Origin of the sequence: Streptomyces sp. NBC_00647 (assembly GCF_045207245.1) — a bacterium.
In the GTDB taxonomy this organism is placed as follows: Bacteria; Actinomycetota; Actinomycetes; order Streptomycetales; family Streptomycetaceae; genus Streptomyces.
On sequence record NZ_CP109040.1, the window covers coordinates 2,626,647 to 2,646,338 of the forward strand.

Annotated in this window: 18 protein-coding genes; 10 read left to right on the forward strand and 8 right to left on the reverse strand. The window is 71.5% G+C overall.

Features of this window, described 5'->3' with window-relative positions; translation table 11 throughout:
* Position 1: 1 nt before the first annotated feature.
* Positions 2-1,216: an acyl-CoA dehydrogenase family protein gene (locus OG788_RS11570; protein ID WP_406370519.1), complete on the forward strand. Its 1,215-nt coding sequence runs from the start codon at positions 2-4 to the stop codon at positions 1,214-1,216.
* 78 nt (positions 1,217-1,294) lie between these two features.
* Here the strand turns inward: OG788_RS11570 and OG788_RS11575 are convergent, their stop codons facing one another.
* The 3 genes from OG788_RS11575 to OG788_RS11585 are packed head-to-tail and all read right to left on the reverse strand — an operon-like array spanning position 1,295 to position 4,351.
* Positions 1,295-1,888 (reverse strand): TetR/AcrR family transcriptional regulator, encoded by a 594-nt coding sequence (locus tag OG788_RS11575; RefSeq protein ID WP_351550371.1) that lies wholly within the window; start codon positions 1,886-1,888, stop codon positions 1,295-1,297.
* Positions 1,889-1,931: 43 nt separating this feature from the next.
* Positions 1,932-3,593 carry a class I adenylate-forming enzyme family protein gene (locus OG788_RS11580; RefSeq protein WP_406370521.1) on the reverse strand — a complete coding sequence of 554 codons (1,662 nt, stop codon included), beginning with the start codon at positions 3,591-3,593 and terminating at the stop codon, positions 1,932-1,934.
* A complete protein-coding gene (locus OG788_RS11585; protein WP_406370523.1) occupies positions 3,590-4,351 on the reverse strand; it encodes an SDR family oxidoreductase in 762 nt (253 codons plus the stop codon). Before OG788_RS11585 ends, OG788_RS11580 begins: the two co-directional genes overlap by 4 nt.
* 205 nt (positions 4,352-4,556) lie before the next feature.
* Between OG788_RS11585 and OG788_RS11590 the strand changes: the two genes are divergently transcribed.
* Entirely contained in the window at positions 4,557-5,795 is a 1,239-nt protein-coding gene (locus OG788_RS11590) for an exo-beta-N-acetylmuramidase NamZ domain-containing protein (protein ID WP_406370525.1), read from the forward strand.
* A gap of 126 nt (positions 5,796-5,921) precedes the next feature.
* Complete coding sequence (locus OG788_RS11595) at positions 5,922-7,244, forward strand: serine-threonine protein kinase (RefSeq protein WP_406370527.1); 1,323 nt, start codon at positions 5,922-5,924, stop codon at positions 7,242-7,244.
* 50 nt (positions 7,245-7,294) lie between these two features.
* Here the strand turns inward: OG788_RS11595 and OG788_RS11600 are convergent, their stop codons facing one another.
* Positions 7,295-10,087, reverse strand: coding sequence for a penicillin acylase family protein (locus OG788_RS11600; RefSeq protein ID WP_406370529.1), 2,793 nt, complete (start codon positions 10,085-10,087; stop codon positions 7,295-7,297).
* A gap of 288 nt (positions 10,088-10,375) precedes the next feature.
* Here OG788_RS11600 and OG788_RS11605 point away from each other — a divergent pair, with 288 nt between their 5' ends.
* From OG788_RS11605 to OG788_RS11615, 3 genes are all read left to right on the forward strand, one after another.
* Positions 10,376-10,978: a hypothetical protein gene (locus tag OG788_RS11605; protein WP_351550353.1), complete on the forward strand. Its 603-nt coding sequence runs from the start codon at positions 10,376-10,378 to the stop codon at positions 10,976-10,978.
* A 150-nt stretch (positions 10,979-11,128) separates the two neighbouring features.
* Positions 11,129-11,875: a 3-keto-5-aminohexanoate cleavage protein gene (locus OG788_RS11610; protein WP_406370531.1), complete on the forward strand. Its 747-nt coding sequence runs from the start codon at positions 11,129-11,131 to the stop codon at positions 11,873-11,875.
* A 92-nt stretch (positions 11,876-11,967) separates the two neighbouring features.
* On the forward strand, positions 11,968-13,074 hold the full coding sequence (locus OG788_RS11615) for an RNA ligase (ATP) (RefSeq protein ID WP_406370533.1): 1,107 nt from the start codon (positions 11,968-11,970) through the stop codon (positions 13,072-13,074).
* A gap of 183 nt (positions 13,075-13,257) precedes the next feature.
* On the opposite strand, the gene soxR is transcribed toward OG788_RS11615, so the two are convergent.
* Positions 13,258-13,812, reverse strand: coding sequence for a redox-sensitive transcriptional activator SoxR (gene soxR, locus OG788_RS11620; protein ID WP_406370534.1), 555 nt, complete (start codon positions 13,810-13,812; stop codon positions 13,258-13,260).
* 106 nt (positions 13,813-13,918) lie between these two features.
* Here soxR and OG788_RS11625 point away from each other — a divergent pair, with 106 nt between their 5' ends.
* Entirely contained in the window at positions 13,919-14,380 is a 462-nt protein-coding gene (locus tag OG788_RS11625) for a MaoC family dehydratase (RefSeq protein ID WP_406370536.1), read from the forward strand.
* Between the two features lie 82 nt (positions 14,381-14,462).
* On the opposite strand, the gene OG788_RS11630 is transcribed toward OG788_RS11625, so the two are convergent.
* The 3 genes from OG788_RS11630 to OG788_RS11640 all read right to left on the reverse strand — a co-directional run bounded on the left by OG788_RS11630 (position 14,463) and on the right by OG788_RS11640 (position 16,657).
* Positions 14,463-15,089 carry a TetR/AcrR family transcriptional regulator gene (locus tag OG788_RS11630; RefSeq protein WP_406370538.1) on the reverse strand — a complete coding sequence of 209 codons (627 nt, stop codon included), beginning with the start codon at positions 15,087-15,089 and terminating at the stop codon, positions 14,463-14,465.
* A 96-nt stretch (positions 15,090-15,185) separates the two neighbouring features.
* The gene (locus OG788_RS11635) at positions 15,186-15,440 is read right to left on the reverse strand and encodes a YiaA/YiaB family inner membrane protein (RefSeq protein WP_351550336.1); all 255 of its coding nucleotides are present in this window, start codon (positions 15,438-15,440) and stop codon (positions 15,186-15,188) included.
* Between the two features lie 65 nt (positions 15,441-15,505).
* Positions 15,506-16,657 (reverse strand): acyl-CoA dehydrogenase family protein, encoded by a 1,152-nt coding sequence (locus OG788_RS11640; RefSeq protein ID WP_406370540.1) that lies wholly within the window; start codon positions 16,655-16,657, stop codon positions 15,506-15,508.
* Positions 16,658-16,746: 89 nt separating this feature from the next.
* Between OG788_RS11640 and OG788_RS11645 the strand changes: the two genes are divergently transcribed.
* The 3 genes from OG788_RS11645 (at position 16,747) to OG788_RS11655 (ending at position 19,556) form a co-directional block, all read left to right on the forward strand.
* Positions 16,747-17,388 carry a TetR/AcrR family transcriptional regulator gene (locus OG788_RS11645; protein ID WP_356748881.1) on the forward strand — a complete coding sequence of 214 codons (642 nt, stop codon included), beginning with the start codon at positions 16,747-16,749 and terminating at the stop codon, positions 17,386-17,388.
* Positions 17,389-17,467: 79 nt separating this feature from the next.
* Positions 17,468-18,193 (forward strand): winged helix-turn-helix domain-containing protein, encoded by a 726-nt coding sequence (locus tag OG788_RS11650; RefSeq protein ID WP_351550327.1) that lies wholly within the window; start codon positions 17,468-17,470, stop codon positions 18,191-18,193.
* Between the two features lie 337 nt (positions 18,194-18,530).
* On the forward strand, positions 18,531-19,556 hold the full coding sequence (locus tag OG788_RS11655) for a DMT family transporter (protein ID WP_406370542.1): 1,026 nt from the start codon (positions 18,531-18,533) through the stop codon (positions 19,554-19,556).
* Positions 19,557-19,692 lie beyond the last annotated feature (136 nt).

The window sequence follows — 19,692 nt, forward strand, 5'->3', positions numbered from 1 at the left end:
CATGGACTTCGGATTCGACGCGCGCACCGAAGAACTGCGCCAGAAGCTGCTCGCCTTCATGGACGAGTACGTCTATCCGGCGGAGGCCGTCGCGGAGGAGCAGCGCGCCCTGCTGGCCTCCCCCTGGGACACGCCCGCCGTGGTCGGCGAGTTGAAGGCCGAGGCCCGCAGGCAGGGACTGTGGAACCTCTTCCTGCCGGACTCCGAGTACGGCGCCGGGCTGACCAATCTCCAGTACGCCCCGCTCGCCGAAATCACGGGCCGCAGCCCGCACTTGGCGCCCACCGCGCTGAACTGCGCCGCTCCGGACACCGGCAACATGGAAGTACTCACCCAGTTCGGCGACGAGCGGCAGAAGAAGCAGTGGCTGGAGCCGCTGCTCGCCGGTGAGATCCGGTCCGCGTTCGCGATGACGGAGCCCGAGGTCGCCTCCTCGGACGCCACGAACATCACCACGCTGATCGAGCGCGACGGCGACGACTACGTCATCACCGGCCGCAAGTGGTACATCTCCGGGGCGATGAACCCCGACTGCAAGATCTTCATCGTGATGGGCAAGACGGACCCGGACGGCGCCGACATCCGCCGCCAGCAGTCGATGATCCTGGTCCCGCGCGACACACCGGGCCTGGACGTCCGGCGCGCGATGCAGGTGTACGGCTACGAGGACCACTCGCACGGCGGGCACGCGGAGGTCGTCTTCGATCACGTCCGGGTCCCGGCGAGCAACCTGGTCGGCGAGGAGGGCGGCGGTTTCGCCATCGCGCAGGCGCGGCTCGGTCCGGGCCGGATCCACCACTGCATGCGGCTGATCGGCATGGCCGAGCGGGCCATCGAGCTGATGTGCCGGCGCGCGGTGTCCCGTACGGCGTTCGGCAAGCCGCTGGCCCAGCAGGGTGTCGTCCAGAACTGGATCGCCGACGCGCGGGTCGCCGTCGAGCAGCTGCGTCTGCTGGTCCTGAAGACGGCCTGGATGATGGACACGGTCGGCAACAAGGGTGCCCACACGGAGATCCAGGCCATCAAGATCGCCACTCCCCGCACGGTCGTCGACATCCTCGACAAGGCCGTCCAGCTGCACGGCGCGGGCGGTGTCAGCCAGGACTTCCCGCTGGCCGAGCTCTGGGCCGCCGCGCGGACGCTGAAGCTCGCCGACGGACCCGACGAGGTCCACCAGCGTTCGCTGGCGCACCGGGAGATCAAGAAGTACGTGTGACCGGAAGCGTGTGAGCACGGCACTGCGGCCCCACCGTCCGGTGGGGCCGCAGTGTGCTGTCCGTGCCTCGGCCGGCGGCTACGGGCGCAGTGCGCGCAGCAGGAGGTCCGCCAGGTGGTCGGCGACCTCCTGGGGGCCGAGCGGCCCGTCGGGCCGGTACCACGTCGACAGGTGGTGGACCGAGCCGAAGTGGTAGTCGACGACCAGGTCGGCGGGGGTGGCCGTGGAGAAGACGCCCTTCTTCTGGCCCTCCTCGATCAGGGCGCGGAAGCGCTCGTGGTAGCGGCGGCGCTCGGACCGCACCTGCTTGAGCTTCTCGGGGCCGAGGTGGTGCATCGACCGGAAGAAGATCGAGGCGTCGTCGAGATTGTCGATGGTCGTCACGACCACGTCGGCCGCCGCGCCCCGCAGCCGCTCCTCGACCGGCGCGTCCGCGTCCGCGAACGCGTCCAGCCGCTCCTGCTGGAGGCGCAGCACGCGGGCGTAGACCTCGTGCAGCAGATCGTCCTTGGAGCCGAAGTAGTGGTACAGCGCCCCCTTGGTGACGCCCGCCGCCTCGACGATCTCCTGCACCGAGGTGCGGTCGTAGCCCTGCTCCGCGAAGAGCCGGGTGGCGGCGGCGAGCAGCCGCTGCGGGACGGGCGTACCGTCACCGTCCGTCGTCCTGGGCACTGCCGCCACCTGCCTTCCGGGCATTCACACCTATAGCTGTCGTCTACTGGGAGTCCTCGGACCGGGAACGCAGTTCCCGACGGAGGATCTTCCCACTCGCCGTCTTCGGCAATTCGGGCAGGATCACCACCTGCCGCGGATATTTGTAGGCGGCCAGTCTCTCCCTGCAGTACGCGGCCAGCGCGTCGGGGTCCTCGGAAGCACCCGGACGCAGGCTGATGTACGCCTTGACGGTCTCTCCGCGGTAGCCGTCGGGGATGCCGACGACGGCCGCCTCCCGCACCGCCGGGTGGGTGTGGAGGACGTCCTCGACCTCGCGCGGCCACACCTTGAAGCCGGACGCGTTGATCATGTCCTTCTTGCGGTCGACCACGTAGAGCCAGCCGTTCGCGTCCATGAATCCGATGTCGCCGGTGCGCAGCTCGCCGCCCGGGAAGGTCTCGGCGGTGGCCTCGGGGCGGTTCCAGTAGCCCGGCACCACCTGCGGACCGCGTACGAGGATCTCTCCCTGTTCTCCGAAGGGGACCTCTTCGCCCAGGTCGTCGACGATGCGTACGACCGACTCCGGGCCCGGCACGCCGACCGCGAGGGTCCCGGAGGCCGGGTCCACCGGCGCCTCCAGGCCCGGCGGCACGGAGGCGCACGGGGCGGTGCACTCGGTGAGCCCGTAGCCGTTGCGGATGTACGGCCCGAGGGCGTCCCGGAACCTCTCGACGAGGGCCGGCGGCAGCGGGGCACCGCCGGAGGAGATGTTCACGAAGGAGGAGAAGTGGTCCGGCGTGACCGCCGGGTGGGCGGCCAGCGCCATGAAGGCGGTGGAGGGGCCCACCGTGTAGAGCGGCCGGTGCTCGGCGAACGCGTCGAGCACGACCCCCGCCTCGAAGCGGTACGCGAGGACCAGCGTGCCGGCGCTGTCGAGGCAGGCGGCGAGCTGGCAGACCATCCCGGTGATGTGGAACAGCGGCGCCATCGCGAAGTACACGGGTGCCTCGGGCAGCGCGAGGCCGGTCCGCTGCCGCTCGGCGTTGTACATGATGTTGCCGTGCGTGTTGGTGGCTCCCTTGGGGGTGCCGCTGGTGCCCGAGGTGTAGCTGATCAGCGCGATGTCGGACGGGCCGAGGCCTCGGCCGCCGGGCGCCTTGTGTCCATGCCGGGCGACGGCGACGAGATCGTCGGCCCCCGCGTCCACGGGCAGTCGCTCGAAGGCCAGCACGCGCGGGTCGTCGCGGGTCTGGAAGTCCAGCTCGCAGGCCGTCAGGACGGCACGTACGGGCGAGTCGGCGGCGGTCTCGCGCAGATACGCGTCCCAGGCGCGGTCGGAGCAGACGAGGGCGCTCACCTCCGCGTCGTGCAGGACGTGCCGGACCTCGCCGGACTTGTACATCGGGTTGACCGGCACGACCGTCGCGCCGGCCTTCCAGGCGCCGAGCAGGGCGAGCACGAAGTGCGGGGAGTTCTGGAGCATGATCGCGACCCGGTCGCCCCGCTCCAGCCCGCGTGCGGCGAGGTGCCCGGCGACGGAGTCGCTCAGCTCGTCGACCTCGCGGTAGCTCAGCCGCCCGTCGAAGTAGGCGAGCGCGGTCCGGTCCGGGGTGTGCGCGACCGCGTCCCGGAGAGCGTGGACGAGGGTGTCGGCGGGGCTCACCGGGCCACGCTGCGCCTCGTTGAGCAGGGCCACCCAGGGCCGGTCGGCGTAGCGGGTCACTCGGTGGTCTCCCACTTCTGCTGGAGGTGGTTCATGTTCGTCATCCAGCGGTCGGGGTCGGCGGCCCGCGCCTGGTAGTAACCGGCGACCTCGGGGTGCGGGAGGATCAGGAAGCGGTCCTCCTCGATCCCCTTCATGAGCGCGTCGGCGACGGCATCCGGCTCGATGGCGGTCGGCTGGAGCACGAGGTCGCCCGCGCTGCCGGTCGCGTCGAGCATGTCGGTGCGCACACCCTGCGGACAGATCGCGTGCACCTTCAGACCGCGGTGGCGGTACGTCAGCGACAGCCACTCGGCGAACGCGTACGCGCCGTGCTTGGTGACGCTGTACGGCGCGGCGCCGATCATGGTGAGCAGTCCGGCCGCCGAGACGGTGGAGACGAAACGGCCGCTGCCGCGCTCCAGCCAGTCCGGCAGCAGCGCCTCGGCGGCGCGTACGTGCGCCATCACGTTGACGTCCCAGGCGAGGGCCCAGACCTTCTCTCCGGCCGCTTCGGAGCCGCCCGAGGCGACTCCCGCGTTGGCGCAGTAGACGTCGACCGTGCCGCCGAGGGCGTCCCGCGCCTCGGCCACGATCAGGGAGGCGTCCCCCGGGACCGCTGTGCCGCCGATCTCGTCGGCCACGGCCTTCGCCTTGTCCGCGTCGAGGTCGTTGACCACGACCCGCGCTCCCTGGGCGGCGAAACGGCGGGCCAGCGCGGCCCCGATGCCACCCCCCGCTCCGGTGACAACCACTCCCGCACCCTGCACGGCTTCCACCTTGGGTCTCCTTCGACGCGACGCTCACGGCTCTGCTGCGACGACAGACTAACCAGTCGGTATGTAACAAGGGAAGGGTTCCCGGCAGCGCGCGGGCTACCTCGGGAGAAGCCACGACAGGCCGGGGGCATCCGCGCCCTACGAACTTCCCCCGGCAGCCCTTAGCGTGCCTGTGTCAACCTTCCGCGATCACGGAGGTCACACCATGCGCATGTCCCGACGGTCACTGCTCGTGGCCGGTACCGCCGCGGCGGCCCTGACTCCCCTGCCCGCCGAGGCCTCCGAGTACACCGGCCACCGGCTCCGCACCGGCTTCGAGCGCCTCGCCGGGGCCGGGTACGCCCAACTCGGCGGCGGGCGCGTCGGCATGGTCACCAACCCCACGGGCGTCACCCGCGACGTCCGGCACATCGTCGACGTGATGCACGCCGACGACCGCGTGAACCTGGTCGCCGTCTTCGGCCCCGAGCACGGCTTCCGGGGCACCGCGCAGGCGGGCGGGTCCGAGGGCCGCTACGACGACCCGGCGACCGGACTCCCGGTCTACGACACGTATCTGAAGAGCGGTCAGGCACTCGCCGACATCTTCACCGCATCCGGCGTGGACACCGTCGTCTTCGACATCCAGGACGCGGGAGCCCGCTTCTACACCTATATCTGGACGCTGTACGACTGCATGGAGGCGGCGCAGCTCGCCGGCAAGCGGTTCGTGGTGCTCGACCGGCCGAACCCGGTCACCGGCCGCGCGGCCCAGGGTCCGGTCCTGCACAAGGAGTTCGCGACGTTCGTCGGGCGTCAGCCCATCGCGCAGGCGCACGGCATGACGGTGGCGGAGCTGGCCCGGCTCTTCAACGGGGAGTTCCTGACGGCGCCCGTGGAACTGGACACCGTGCAGATGTCGGGCTGGAAGCGCGGGGAGTTCTACGACGCCTGGGGGCTGCCCTGGGTGCCGCCGAGCCCGAACATGCCGACGCCGGACACCGCGTTGGTCTACTCCGGGACGTGTCTCTTCGAGGGGACGAACCTGTCGGAGGGGCGCGGTACGACGCGGCCGTTCGAACTCCTCGGCGCGGAGGGCGTCGACGGGAGCTGGGCCGCGGCGGCCGGTGAACTCGCTCTGCCCGGTGTGCACTTCAGAGAGGCGTACTTCGCTCCCACCTTCTCCAAGTTCCAGGGCAGGACCATCGGGGGTGTCCAGATCCATGTGCACGACCGGGCGGCGTTCGAACCTGTCCGCACCGGAATCGCCCTGCTGGTGACCGCGAAGAAGGTCTGGAGCGGTTTCGCCTGGCGCTCCGACAACTGGATCGACAAGCTGACGGGCTCGACGCTGGTGCGCACGATGATCGACGCGGGCGCGCACACGGACGAGGTCGTGGCGGCCTGGCAGGACGAGCTGGAGGCCTTCCGCAAGGTTCGGAAGCACTACCTCATCTACAAGTGATCCGCCGCCTACTTCCACGGACGAGTGACGGATGCGCGATGGATGAGTCGTGACATCTGGCCAACTGCCCCCGCCGGGTGGACGATGCGCCCATATCGCACCGCCCGCGGGGTCAGGGGGCCTGTCATGACGGATCCGGCAGTGAGTGTCACTCCCTACTGGGAGCTGACGTTCGACGCGGACGGGGACGCCGACGGCCGCGAGCGGGACCGGTGGATCGAAGAAGTGCCGCGACGCGGGGTCCGTGACCTGATCGTCTTCACCCACGGCTGGAACAGCGACCGTTCGGGGGCCACCCGCCTCTGCAGCCGCTTCTTCGAACCCCTCCCGGAGCTCACGCCGGCCGCGCGCCTCGGCTACGTGGGCGTGATGTGGCCCTCGATGCGCTTCTCGGACGAGCCGATCCCGGACTTCCCCAGGTCGGTGGCGGTCGACGTCGCTCCTGAGGCGCGCCCGGCTCTCGGCAAGAACACCCGGCACGCGCTGCTGGAGGTCTTCCCCGGCCGCGCCACCGTGGTCGAACAGATCGCCCGGCTGCTCGAGCAACAGCCGGACGAGGGAGCCTCGTTGGAGGAGTTCGGCCGTCTCGTGCGGCTGCTCGTCGAGGTCCGGCCGCAGGGACCGCAGACCTCGTTCGCGGCGGACACCCTGGCCGCGGGTGTGCCGGAGAGCGATCCCGAGATGCTCTTCGGGGACACGGCGACGGCGTGCGGTGAGTTCGCGCAGGCGCTCGCCGAGGCCGAGAACCCCGGCGCCGCCACGTTCGCGCTGCCCCGGCTCTGGGACGGGGCCCACGAACTGCTGCGCCAGGCCACGTACTACGCGATGAAGCGACGCGCGGGCACCGTCGGTGAGCGCGGGCTCGGGCGGGCGATCGGCCGGCTCGCGGCAGCGGCGCCGGAGGTGCGCGTGCATCTGGTCGGGCACAGTTTCGGCGGCCGGCTGGTCTCGTTCGCGCTGCGCGGGCTGCCTCCGGGGGTGCGCACGGTGAAGTCGGTGACGCTGCTCCAAGGCGCCTTCTCGCACTACGCGTTCGCGGCGCGCCTGCCGCACGACGCGCGGGCGAGCGGCGTGCTGGACGGGCAGCACAACCGGATCGACGGCCCGCTGGTGTGCTGCTACTCCCGCTTCGACTCGGCGCTGGGCACGATCTACCCGCTGGCCTCGCGGATGGCGGGCGATTCCCGGTCCGTCGCGGCGGACTTCGACCTCGGCCGCGCGCTGGGCGCCAAGTGGGGCGCGATGGGCCACGACGGGGTGCAGGGGGTGCCGGGGACCCGGACCCTCACGCTCGCGGAGGCCCTGCGCACCCGGCTGCCGGTCTCGGGATGTGTGAACGTCGACGCCGGCGCCGTGGTGCGCCGGGGCGGGGCCCCCTCGGGTGCGCACAGCGACATCTGCCATCGCGAGCTGGCGCAGTTGGTGCTGGCGGCGGGCCGCGTCCGCTGACCCGCCGCCGCTCTCCGGTGCCGGCCACTCCTACCGGCGCCGGTCCGTGCTCACCGGTGTGAGGTGTACTCGACGACCTGCTGGTAGGTCGGCCGGTTCTGCCAGCTGATCTTGCCGTGCTTGATGCCGCCGAGCGTCCGCTGGACGATCGAGTCGGCGCACCACTGGTCGCCCGCCGAGCACTGGTCGTCGCCGGGGTAGACGGTGGCCGCGGTCTTGCCCGCCGCCTCCTTCAGCGTGCTGATCAGGGTGTCCCGGCAGGCACTGAGGCTGCCGGCGCCGCAGTACTTCTGCGGCAGGCCGCCCTGCACGGACTCCCCCAGCACCGCCCGGATGTCCTTGTCGACATAGCTCCACCATCCGTACTGGAAGGAGCTTCCGGCGTGCGAGCCGGTCGGTCCGTGCCCCGCCGACGGCGCCTCGTCGATGGGGAGGTTGCCGCCGAACGCGGTGTAGAGGTCACTGCCGAGTCCGGGCTGGAACTCCGCCTTCACCAGCAGCGGCCACCAGGCGTCCAGGATGCGGACCGCGTCGGCGTCGGCGTAGGTGTGCGAGCCGGCCGAGGTCTCCTTTCGCTTGGCGCCCGCCGTCACCCACGCGGACAGCTTGCTCACCGCCGCCGCGGCCGTGGAGTCGGTGACCGGGGAGCTGTTGACGACCTTCAGCAGGTCGGGGAGCACGTCCTCGGCCCGCAGATCGGCGAGCGCCGCGTCGGCCATCGCCTTCACCAGCGCGGACCTGGTCACACCGCCCGCCGCGACCAGCTTCGCGACCCGGTCCTCCAGCAGGTCGCCGCGGTGCACCGAGCCGTTGCCCCAGGAGGCCGTCGTGTAGTCCTTGGCCTGTTTGTTGTTCCAGGAGATGTAGTAGTCCTGGTCCACCGAGTTGGGGTGCGCGGAAGCCGGGGTGTAGGAGGCGGTGTTCGTGGCCGGGTCCCAGTTCTGCCACTCGTACGCGGCCTGCGCCCACACGGGGAACTCGGCGTCGACCCCGTTCGCCCGCACCGGGTTGTCGCCGCTGTTGTAGTACGCGGTGTGCGCCGAGTCGGCGTAGAACCAGTTGAAGGTGTAGTTGATGTGCTGCACCGCGCTCTGGAAGGTCGCCGGACTCTTCACGTAGTCCGGGTCGTTGAGCATCTGGAAGCCGATGATCGAGTCGGCCTCGTGCATGAAGGAGGAGCGCAGGGTGGTGTACGCGACCTTCTTGCCGCCCACGGTCGCGCGGTAGGCCACGGGACCGTACTTCGTCCGGTAGACCTGCATCCGGTACGAGCCGGCCGCGGTGCCGTCGGCGACGGTGGGCTTCCAGGAGTTGGTCCGCTCGACCTTGTCCATCGCCGTACAGGTGCCGTGGTAGAGGTAGTGGTAGTCGTCCTGGCACAGCTCGACGGCGTAGGTGTCGATGATGTCCTGGCCGGAGGTCGTCGCGCTCCAGGAGTAGTCCTGGCCGCGGCCGAGTTCGACGTACATGCTCAAGCCCGCGAAGGAGGCGCCCCGGGCGCTGAGTCCGGGTCCCTGGATCTCCTGGAGCATGAGCAGCTGTGGCGCGAAATAGCCGGTCTGCGGACCGAAGACGGCGATCGGGTGGCCGCTGGCGGTGTGCTTGCCGCTGACCACGAGGGCGTTGGACATACCGCGCCTGGCCGAGGTGAGCGACGTCTTGGCCGCCGCGGCCGTGGCGCCGGTGGCGCTCGCGGTGGCCGCGCTGCCGGTGCGGTCGTAGACGAGCTGTTCCTGGGTCACCGAACCGGCGTCGGGCAGGGCCTCGCCCTGCGGGCTGTCCGGCTTGCCGGCGTACGGGAAGCTCTCGCCGTTGTGGACGGTGAGCGCGGCTTCCGGGTCGTTGCGCTCCCGGAAAGCCTCCCAGGCCTTGGTGCCCTCGACCACGCCGTACTTGGACTGGGCGGCGAGCAGCGAGATGGCGTTGTTGACCTCGCCGCCGCCTCCGGATCCGAACAGCGAGCCGATGACGGAGGCCAGCGCGACCAGGTCGGTGAGCTTGAAGTGGTCGATGGTGCCGGCGTTGGTGATGGAGTCCTTGTGGCCGGTCAGGACGTATTCGCCGGGGAAGTAGCGGCCGCTGTCGGAGGCGTCGATGTAGGCGTTGATGCCGTCGATGTAGGCGTTGGCGTCGGCGAGGGCCTGGGTGCCACGGGCTCCGGCGCTGTTGGTCGCGCTGTCTATCTGGGCCTGCAGATCGGCCTCGGTGTAGGGCGCGCTGCGCCAGAATTCCTGCTCGAGGCCCTGGTTGGAGGCGGCGCCGCCGGCGAAGCCGGTCAGCTGGCCGCGTCCGACGTGCCGGAAGACGTCCATCAGCCACAGCCGGTCCTGGGCGGCGGCGAACCCGGCACCGTACTCGGTGCCGTAGCGGGTGGTGCCGGTGATGTGCGGGACGCCCGTCTTCTTGTCGCGGACGATCGTCACATCGGTGCGGCCGCCGGGCTTGGTGGTGGAGGCGACCTGGTCGGAGGCGACACCGAAGGAGGCGTCGTTGAAGAAGTCGTTGATCTTGGTGTCGGTGAGCGTCGAGTAGCCGGAGGCGAGGTTGCCGTAGGGGGCGAGCTGGTCCTCGGCATGGCTGGGCTGGGTGCCGAACGCCTGGTTGAGCAGGATCTGGGCGAGGGTCGCGTTGCCGTTCTCACCGGGCGGCAGGATGTCCGAGCACCGTCCGCCGCAGTAGTCGTTCGCGGTGGCCTCGGCCGAGGTGTCGGCGGCGGCCGCCGGGGAAAGCGGCGACAAAAGGCCGGCAATGAGCACGCATAGGGATGCTGCCTTGAGGAACTTGGGGAATCTGCGGGGAGTTCTCAGTCTGTCCAAGGTGGTGCGTGGGGTGCTCGGTGGCATGTCAGCTCCTACCGACGGGGGGTGGGCCGGACGTTACCGCCGGTATCCCCGAGTTTGAAGATGAACATGCGTCAGTTTTTGGGATTCATCGCGAGCGCGGGGACCGGTCGACAGCCGGCTGACAGCAACGGGAGGTAGGCCGAGGGCACTCGGTGGGCGGCTCGCGGCGGTCATCGGAAAATTCGATGGAGCCGAATCGCTTGTCGATACGTCTACTCGACGACGTCCGTACGAGACGACGCCGAAGTGACCGGAGTGCAGGTGCAGGTGTGACGGAGGTGCAGGACGATGGCCGGTTTCCGGAGTCTGGCGAGACAGGTGCGAGATCCGAGGTGTGATCTGGCACTGCGGAGGTACTCACTGCGCAAGTGCCTGGAGAGGTTCGCCCCTTACGGGCATCGGGCGACCTGGGACCATCTGTGTTCCCGGGCCGGGTTCGGTCCGGAGGACCGGTCCCCCGATCCGGTGCGGCTCGTGGCCGCACTGGAGGAGCTGGAGGAGGCCCGCTCCGTCTGGCTCGCCTACGAGGTCGAGTTCGCGCAGCGTCGCAAGAAGGAGAAGCACGACGGGCTGCGCAGGCCGGGCAGTGTCGACGACTGGCACCGGCTGACCTGGGGCGGGTTCGGTGTCGCCTGGTGCGACAACCCCCGTGTCCACCCTCATGCGTCACTGGCCGAGGTGCTGCGCCGGCTGATCGCCGCCCTGGAGCGCGAGCCGGGCGCCGTCTGCCCGGTGTGCGCCGGTGAACGCCTGCTCTGGATGTACGACCTGGCCCACGAACCCTCGTCGGGTCCCGTCTGCACGAGCTGCGGAATCGTGGTGCCGCGGCCCGTCCTGACCCCGGAAGCCCTGGCGGGGGCCAGGCGCGGCCGGCTGCTCGTGTCGGCGTGAGTGCCCCGCCGGGCCGGGCGGCCGGGACGCCGCCGGGCTGAGCGGCACGGGGCAGGGAGCTGCGGGTGAGCCGTCGGCCGCGGAGGGTCCGTGGCCGGGCACGCAGTTCCCGGCGCCCGATTGTCAGTGGTGTCCGGCACCATCGGGGGCATGGTGCAGGTCTGTCTGAACGGAGCGCGCGGATCGGCCGACGGCGCCGTCGTGCCGATGTCGCCCGGGGCGATGGCCCGATCCGCGGCCGAGGCGGTCGCGGCCGGCGCCACGGACATCCATGTCCATCCCAAGACCCCGTGCGGACGCGACACGTTGTCGCCCAGGGTGGTGGCGGCGACGCTCGAAGCGATACGGGCGCGGGTGCGCGTCCCGGTCGGAGTGACCACCGGTGCCTGGGCCGAGCCCGATCCGGTGGCCCGGGCCGATCGCGTCCGCTCCTGGACCGTACTGCCCGACCACGCCTCGGTGAACTGGCACGAGCCGGGCGCGGACGACGTCGCGGCGGCGCTCCTGGAGCGCGGGATCGGCGTGGAGGCGGGCATCTGGTCCGGCACGGACGGCGCGGCCCGGTTCCTGGCATCGCCGCTCGCGCCGCGCGTGCTGCGTGTCCTGGCCGAGGTGACGGACACCTCGCCGTGGACCGCCGAGGACTCGGCCCACGCCCTGCTCGCGGCGCTCGGCACCGCGTCCGGCCGCCCCGTCCTGCTGCACGGCGAGGAGGGCGGCGCCTGGCCGGTGCTGCGCCTGGCGGGACGGCTGGGCCTCGCCACCCGGACCGGCTTCGAGGACACCCTCGTACTCCCGGACGGGGAGCGGGCGTTGTCCAACGCGCGGCTGGTGACGGAGGGACTCGCTCAGTACGGGGCGGCCCGGCGCCCGCCGCCGACGGGACGAAGCGACTGACGGTAGCAGCCGTAAATCCGCTGGTTCCAGCCGTTTCCCCCGCGGAGAGTCGGGGGTGATGAAACACGGCTGAGCAACCCCTGGAGTTCCCCATGTCGACGCTGCGCGTGACCGCCGAAGTGCTGACCATCCATGAGCATCCGAACGCCGACGCGCTCGAACTGGCCCAGGTGGGCCTGTATCGGGCCGTGGTCGCCAAGGGCGCGTACCGCACCGGCGAGCGGGCCGTCTACATCCCGGAACAGTCCGTGCTGCCGGCCGGACTGATCGAGGAACTGGGGCTGACCGGGCGGCTCGCGGGCAGCGCCTCGAACCGGGTCAGGGCGGTGCGGCTGCGCGGCGAGCTGTCGCAGGGCATCGTGTGCCGTCCTGAGGCGCTGGCGGACGTGGACCTGGCGCGGGCCGCCGAGGACGGCACGGACTTCGCGGAGATGCTCGGCATCGTGAAATGGGTGCCGCCGATCCCGCCCACCATGGACGGCGACGTCGAGTCGGCACCCGATCTGCTGCCCTGGGTCGACATCGAGAACATCCAGCGCTACCCGGACATCTTCTCCCCGGGCGAGCCCGTCGTCCTGACGGAGAAGCTGCACGGTACGGCCTGTCTGCTGACCTACCTCGCCGACGAGGGCCGCGTGCACGTCTCCTCGAAGGGCTTCGGCTCCAAGTCCCTCGCCCTGAAGGAGGATCCGCGCAATCTGTACTGGCGCGCCGTGCGCGGTCACGGCGTCGCGGAGGCCGCCGCCCTGCTCGCCGCCCGCCTGGGCGCGCGCCGCGTCGGCATCTTCGGCGAGGTGTACGGGGCGGGCGTCCAGGACCTGCCGTACGGCGCCGACGGCCGCCGCGAGACAGTCGGTTACGCCGTGTTCGACGTCTCCGCGGAGATCGACGGCGAGGTGCGCTGGCTGGACGCGCAGGAGCTGCTGACGGGCGAACTCCCGCTGGTGCCGCGGCTGTACGAGGGTCCGTACGACATCGAGCGCGTCCTGGAGATCGCCTCCGGCCGGGAGACGGTGTCGGGCCGGGCGCTGCATCTGCGCGAGGGCGTCGTGATCCGCCCCGGGGCTCCCGCCCCCGCCGGGCCGGAGGGAACCCTCGTGGCCGCCGAGCGGTACAGCCCGGTGACGGGCGGACGGGCGATAGCGAAGGCGGTCAGTCCGGCCTATCTGACGCGCAAGGGCGGCACGGAGTACGAGTAGCCCGGGGCGACCCGGAGTACCCAGGGCGGGCGGGGCGTCGTCCGGCCCGCCCTGCTGGGCCTGGCGCCCGGTCGGGCGGGCCGGACGACCCCCGGACCTGCCGGGGCGTGAACGCGCGGACCGGGCAAGGCGGATGACCCGCAGGCCGGACAGCGCGGATCACCGCGGCCGGGCGGGGAGTGGTCAGCGGCAGTCGCCGAGTGGCTCCCGGCCGGGCTCGGGGTCGCATTCCCCTGCCTGTCCCGGGTGCCGCTCGCGCGGCCTCGGTGCCGCCCGGGCGCCGGACCGCTCCACCATGAGGCGGGAGCCGGCCTGGCGCTCGCCGAAGACGTCGTCGGGGTTGGAGAGCACGCAGTTCTCCAGGGAGAGGCAGCCGCAGCCGATGCAGTCGGTGAGGTGGTCGCGCAGCCGTCCGAGCTGCTTGATGCGTTCGTCGAGTTCTGAGCGCCAGGCCTCCGAGAGCCGGGCCCAGTCCTCCCGCGTCGGGGTGCGCTCCTCGGGGAGTTCGGCGAGGGCCTCGCGGATGGTGGCGAGCGGGATGCCGACGCGCTGGGCGGCCCGGACGAAGGCGACGCGGCGCAGCGCGTCACGGTGGTAGCGGCGCTGGTTGCCGGTGGTGCGGCGGCTGCTGATGAGGCCCTTGGACTCGTAGAAGTGCAGGGCGGAGACGGCGGCGCCGCTGCGGGCCGACAACTGTCCGACGGTCAGCTCGTGGACCGTCTCGGGGATCTGGGGCACCTCTCCAACCTACCCACCGCGTCACACGTCCGGTCCGTTGACATGCGCCTCGCATCCGACCATGCTAAGCAGTCGCTTAGACTTCGAGATGCGGGAGGCCAGGGACATGGCAGAGCCGAGGACGTTCGCGACGGTCGACGAACTGCGGGGCGCCGTGGGCGAGCAGCTGGGGTACACGGACTGGGTCGAGATCGAGCAGAAGCGGATCGACCTCTTCGCGGAGGCCACCGGCGACCACCAGTGGATCCACGTCGACCCCGAGAAGGCCGCGGCGGGTCCGTTCGGCACCACGATCGCGCACGGTTATCTCACCCTGTCGCTGCTGCCGCTCTTCGGCCCGCAGCTGATCAACGTCGAAGGCGTGAGGATGGGCGTCAACTACGGGACGAACAAGGTCCGCTTCCCCTCGCCCGTACCGGTCGGCTCACGGCTGCGCGCCACCGCGACGATCACCGGGGTGGACGACGTGCCCGGCGGCGTCCAGGTGTCCGTGGCCTTCACCGTGGAGCGCGAGGGCGGCGACAAGCCGGTCTGCGTCGCGGAGTCGGTCTCGCGCTACTACGTCTGAGACCGACCCCACGCCGACGTCTCCGGATCCGGGGTGCGTCATCGCGTCCGGGATCGGGGACGTCCGCGTCCGGGGCAGGGACCTACCCCTTGTAGCCCACCATCCGCCGGACCAGGTCGGCGTAGAGGGCTCCGACCTCGTCCGGGGTCCGGGGACCGCCGACGTTGAACCAGCGGGCCACGTCGATGCACAGGGACAGCACGGCGAGGGTGGTGCCGGGGACGTCCGGGACGTCGAAGTCGCCCGCTTCGACACCGTCCTGGATGATGCTGCGCACCTCCGCGTCGACCTGTCGGCGCAGCGCGATGATCTCGGCGCGCGCGTCGGGCCCGAGGGCGTCGAGTTCGTACTGGACGACACGCGCGGTGGTGTGCTGGCCCGCGTGCCACCGCACGAAGGACCGTACGGCGTCGGAGAGCCGTTCGGCGGCCGTGCCCTCGCCCTCGGCCGCGGTGCGCACGATGTCCAGCGCCTTGTCGTGCCCGATCCGGCTGATCCGGTGGAGCAGCTCTTCCTTGGTCTTGTAGTGGATGTACAGCGCGGCCGGGCTCATGCCCGCGCGGCCGGCGATGTCCCGGGTCGTCGTCGCGTGGTACCCGCGCTCGGCGAAGGCCTCCACGGCGGCGACGAGCAGCCGCCGTGCCGCGTCCGGGGTGACCTCGGCCCACGGCTGCATCTCGCCGCCGGGCGTCTCCTGCGCCGTACTCATCGCTGTTCGCCCCTTCTCCACTGACAGGGTGAACACCATACCCCCGAACCTGAGCGGGCGCTTAGCACCCTTGGCCGGGTCATGGCCGCGCGGGGCTCAGAGCTTCTCGAAGGGGTCGTACATCCGGCCGCCGGGACGGCCGCCGTCCTGACGGTCGCGGATCACCTTGGCCAGCGTGAAGGACGACGTCACCAGGTACAGGACGGCGATGGCCAGGAAGCCCCGGACCCAGGCGTCGGCGTGGAGTTTGAAGATGCCGAGGGCGGTGGCGGCCATCGCGACGGAGAAGGACGCCACGGCCTGACCGTAGAAGGCGGCCGTGTTCTGCTGTTTGACCGGTGTCTCACTCATGGGACAAGGATCGGCGGACGTGGCCGCCGCCACATCCGCCGTCGTACTCAGGGACGTACTCAGAGTCAGAACGCGGAGACGCCCGTCAGGGCGCGCCCGATGACCAGCTTCTGGATCTGGCTGGTGCCTTCGTAGAGGGTCATCACGCGGGCGTCGCGCAGCAGTTTGCCGGCCGGGTACTCGTCGATGTAGCCGTAGCCGCCGAAGACCTGGAGGGCGTTGTTCGCGGCGCGTACGGCGGCCTCGGACGCGAAGAGCTTGGCCTTCGAGGACTCGGTGGCGAACGGCAGCCCGCGGTCCACGAGATCGGCGACCCGCCAGGTGAGCAGCCGCGCCGCGTCCACGTCGACGGCGATGTCGCTGATCAGCTCCTGGATGAGCTGGTGGTGCGCGATGGTCCTGCCGAACTGCTCCCGCTCGGTCGCGTACCGCACCGCCGCGTCCAGCGCGGCCTGGGCGATCCCGACACAGCCCGCGGCCACCGACATGCGGCCCTTGGCCAGCGCCGACATGGCCACCGCGAAGCCCTTGCCCTCGGGCGCCATCATGGCGCTCGCGGGCACGCGCACGTCCTCGAAGGCCAGTTCGGCGGTGGCCTGGCCGCGCAGCCCGAGCTTGCCGTGGATGGTGCGGCGCGTCAGACCGGGGGTGTCGGTGGGCACCAGGAAGGCGGAGACGCCCTTGTGGCCCGGCGCGTCGGTGGAGCGGGCGAAGAGCAGCACGACATCGGCCCAGGTGCCGTTCGTGATGAACATCTTGGTGCCGTTGATGACGTAGTCGTCGCCGTCGCGTACGGCTCTCGTCGACAACTGGCCCGCGTCGGAGCCGGTGCCCGGCTCGGTGAGCCCGAAGCAGCCCACGTACTCGCCGGCGGTCAGCCCCGGCAGCCAGCGGCGCTTCTGCTCCTCGCTCCCCCAGTGGGCGATCGACTTGGCGACGAGCCCGAGCGAGACGGAGACGATCCCGCGCACGGAGGAGTCGCCGCGCCCCAGTTCCTCGGTGACCAGGCAGTAGGCGAGATGGTCGCCGCCGCTGCCGCCGTACTTCTCGTCGACGGTGAGGCCGAGGAAGCCGACATCGGCGAGCTTCTTCACGATGGACCGGTCGACCTCCTCCGCGCGGTCCCACTCGACGACGTGCGGGGCGATCTCGCGTTGCACGAAGTCCTGGGCGAGCTGCCGGACGGCGGTCTGCTCTTCACTGAGCCCAAGGTTCATGCCGAGTCACCCCACAGATAGCGGACATTGAAAGCCGTACATTTAAATTAGCACTGCTAGTTTCCTGACGCAGCCCTACTATGTGCGCCATGGCCCGACCGCGCAAGCCCCTCCTCAGCACCGACCGCATCGTCGAGACGGCACGGGCGCTGGTGGACGCCGAGGGCCTCGCGGCCGTCTCGACGCGCCGGCTCGCCGCGGAACTCGGGGTGAGCGGGCCCTCTCTGTACAACCACTTCCGCACCAAGGACCAGATCCTGGAGGCGGTCGCGGACTCGGTGAGCGCGCTGGTCGACCTGTCGATGTTCGAGGACGGCCGCGACTGGCGGACCGCGCTGCACGACTGGGCCGTCTCCTACCGCGCCGCCCTGCGCGACCACCCGAACATCGTCCCGGTCCTCGCCCGCGGGCCCGGCCGCCGGCCGGCCGGACTGCGGCTCGCCGACGCCGTGTTCGGGGCCATGGTCGACGCGGGCTGGCCGCCGGCCCAGGCCACCTCGATCGGGGCGCTGATGCGGTACTTCATCATGGGGTCCGCGCTGGGGTCGTTCGCCGGGGGCTTCGTGGACGACGAGAGCGCGTACGACCCCGCCGACTATCCGCATCTGGGGCAGGCGCACCTTCTCGCCGAGCAGCAGGAGAAGATCGACGAGCGGGCCTTCGAGACGGGGCTCAGGGCGCTGCTGGACGGCCTCGCGGTGCAGTACACGGGGCTGGTCCGGGAAAGCTGAGCGAGCTGGTCCGGGAAGTCTGATCGGGCCCGTGCGGCGATGCGCGATCCTTCGGTGAACGCCGAAGTGTCCATGGAGCATGCTGGACGGCATGACAAGGCCGAAAGATCCGGTCGGGCCGGGGCTCGCCGCGCTGGCCGGGCTGATGGCGGACGAGACCCGGGCCGGTTTCCTGCTGGCGCTGCTCGACGGGCGGGCGTGGACCGCCGGTGAGCTCGCGCGGCAGGCCGGCGTCGCGCCGTCGACCGCCAGCGAACACCTCGGCAAGCTCGTATCCGGCGGCCTGCTCACCGAGGAGCGCCAGGGACGGCACCGCTACGTCCGGCTCGCCGACGACCGCGTCGCCCAGCTCGTCGAGGACCTCGCCGCCCATGTGGCGCCCGGCGCCGCCGCGCGTCCCCGGACACTGCGGGAGGCCGGCACGGGCTCGGCGCTGGCGCGCGGCCGGACCTGCTACGACCATCTCGCCGGACGGCTCGGCATCGCCCTCACCGACGCGCTGACCGGGCGCGGACTGCTCCGCCAGGACACCGGGTTCGCCCTCACCGACACCGGACTGCGGTGGTTCGACGCCGTGGGCATCTCCCTGGACCGCGCCGGACGCCGTCCTCTCGCCCGTGCCTGTCTCGACTGGACCGAACGGCGTCCGCACCTCGCGGGCACCGCCGGAGCGGCGCTGTGCCGGCACGCGCTGGACGTCCGGTGGTGCGTACGCATCGGATCGGACCGGGCGGTCAGGGCGACCCCGGAGGGCGAGCGCGCCTTCGCGGAACTCCTCGGGGTCGAGGCGACGGCGCTGCGCTGAGCCGCCGCCCCTCCCTGCGCCTCGCCGTCCCGACCCCCGCAACACACCGGATGCGGCCCGGATCGACGCCCTCCTGCCCGGCCCAGACCCTCGGCCCTGCCCGGCGCGGACCCTCGGCGTCCTCCGCGTCCGGATCCCCCCGACCTCTACCTCCGTCCCGCCCTCCGACCTCTACTCCCGTCCCGCCCTCCGACCTCTACTCCCGTCCCGCCCTCCGACCTCCGCTTTCCGTCCGAGCCTCCGTATGCCGTCCCTGCCTCCGCGGGCCGGGCCCGCGCCGACCTGGGCGTCCGAAATCCGCGAGACCGATCCCTGCGCCCCGCCTAGTCTCAGGAGCATGATGAACACCTCCCGCACCGCGTCGCCCCACCGCCGTGCGCACCTGCTCGCCGCCGGTGCGGCGGCCGTCACGGTCGGGCTGTGGGCCTCCGCCTTCGTCTCGATCCGCAGCGCCGGCGCCGCGTACTCGCCCGGCGCGCTGGCGCTGGGACGGCTGCTCGCGGGGGTCATCGTGCTCGGTGCGGTCTGTGTGGTGCGCGGCGAAGGCCTGCCGCCGCGGGGCGCCTGGCGCGGGATCGCGATATCCGGGGTGCTCTGGTTCGGCTTCTACATGGTGGCCCTGAACTGGGGTGAGCAGCAGGTGGACGCCGGTACGGCGGCGCTGGTGGTGAACATCGGCCCGATCCTGATCGCCCTGCTCGGCTCCCGGCTGCTGGGGGACGCGATGCCGCCGCGGCTGCTGGCGGGCATGGCGGTGTCGTTCGCGGGCGCGGTCGCGGTGGGGCTGTCGATGTCCGGGGGCGGCGGTTCCTCGGTCCTCGGTGTCGTGCTGTGCCTGCTCGCCGCCGTCGCGTACGCCGGCGGGGTCGTCGCGCAGAAGCCGGCCCTGGGGCGCGCGAGTGTCCTCCAGGTGACGACCTTCGGCTGTCTGGTCGGGGCCGTGGTGTGTCTGCCGTTCGCGGGTCAGCTGGTCCACGACGCGGCCGACGCCCCCGTCTCGGCCACCCTCAACATGGTGTATCTGGGCGTCTTCCCGACCGCGCTGGCGTTCACGACCTGGGCGTACGCCCTCGCCCGGACGAGCGCGAGCCGCATGGGCGCGACGACGTACGCGGTGCCCGCCCTCGTGGTGCTGATGTCCTGGCTGTTCCTCGACGAGGTCCCGGGGCTGCTGACGCTGGCGGGCGGGGCACTGTGCCTGGCGGGTGTGGCGGTCTCGCGCTCCCGGCCGCGTCCGGGAGCGACGGAGACGGCCGCACCGGACGCGGTCACGGCACAGGTTCCGGCGTCGGGTCCGTCCGGGGCTTCGGCCCAGGTGCCCGCGACGGCCCCGGAACACGAGTCGGAGGCCGAACAGACCTGACGTACGGCCGGCCTGCCGGTGTGCCGGAGTGCCGGCCTGCCGTCCCGTCCGTCGCCGGTCCCGGAATCCACCGGCGACGGAGTTCCGGCCCGGGGTTCGACCCCGGTCCGGCGCCGCGAACGCGGCTCCGGCGTAC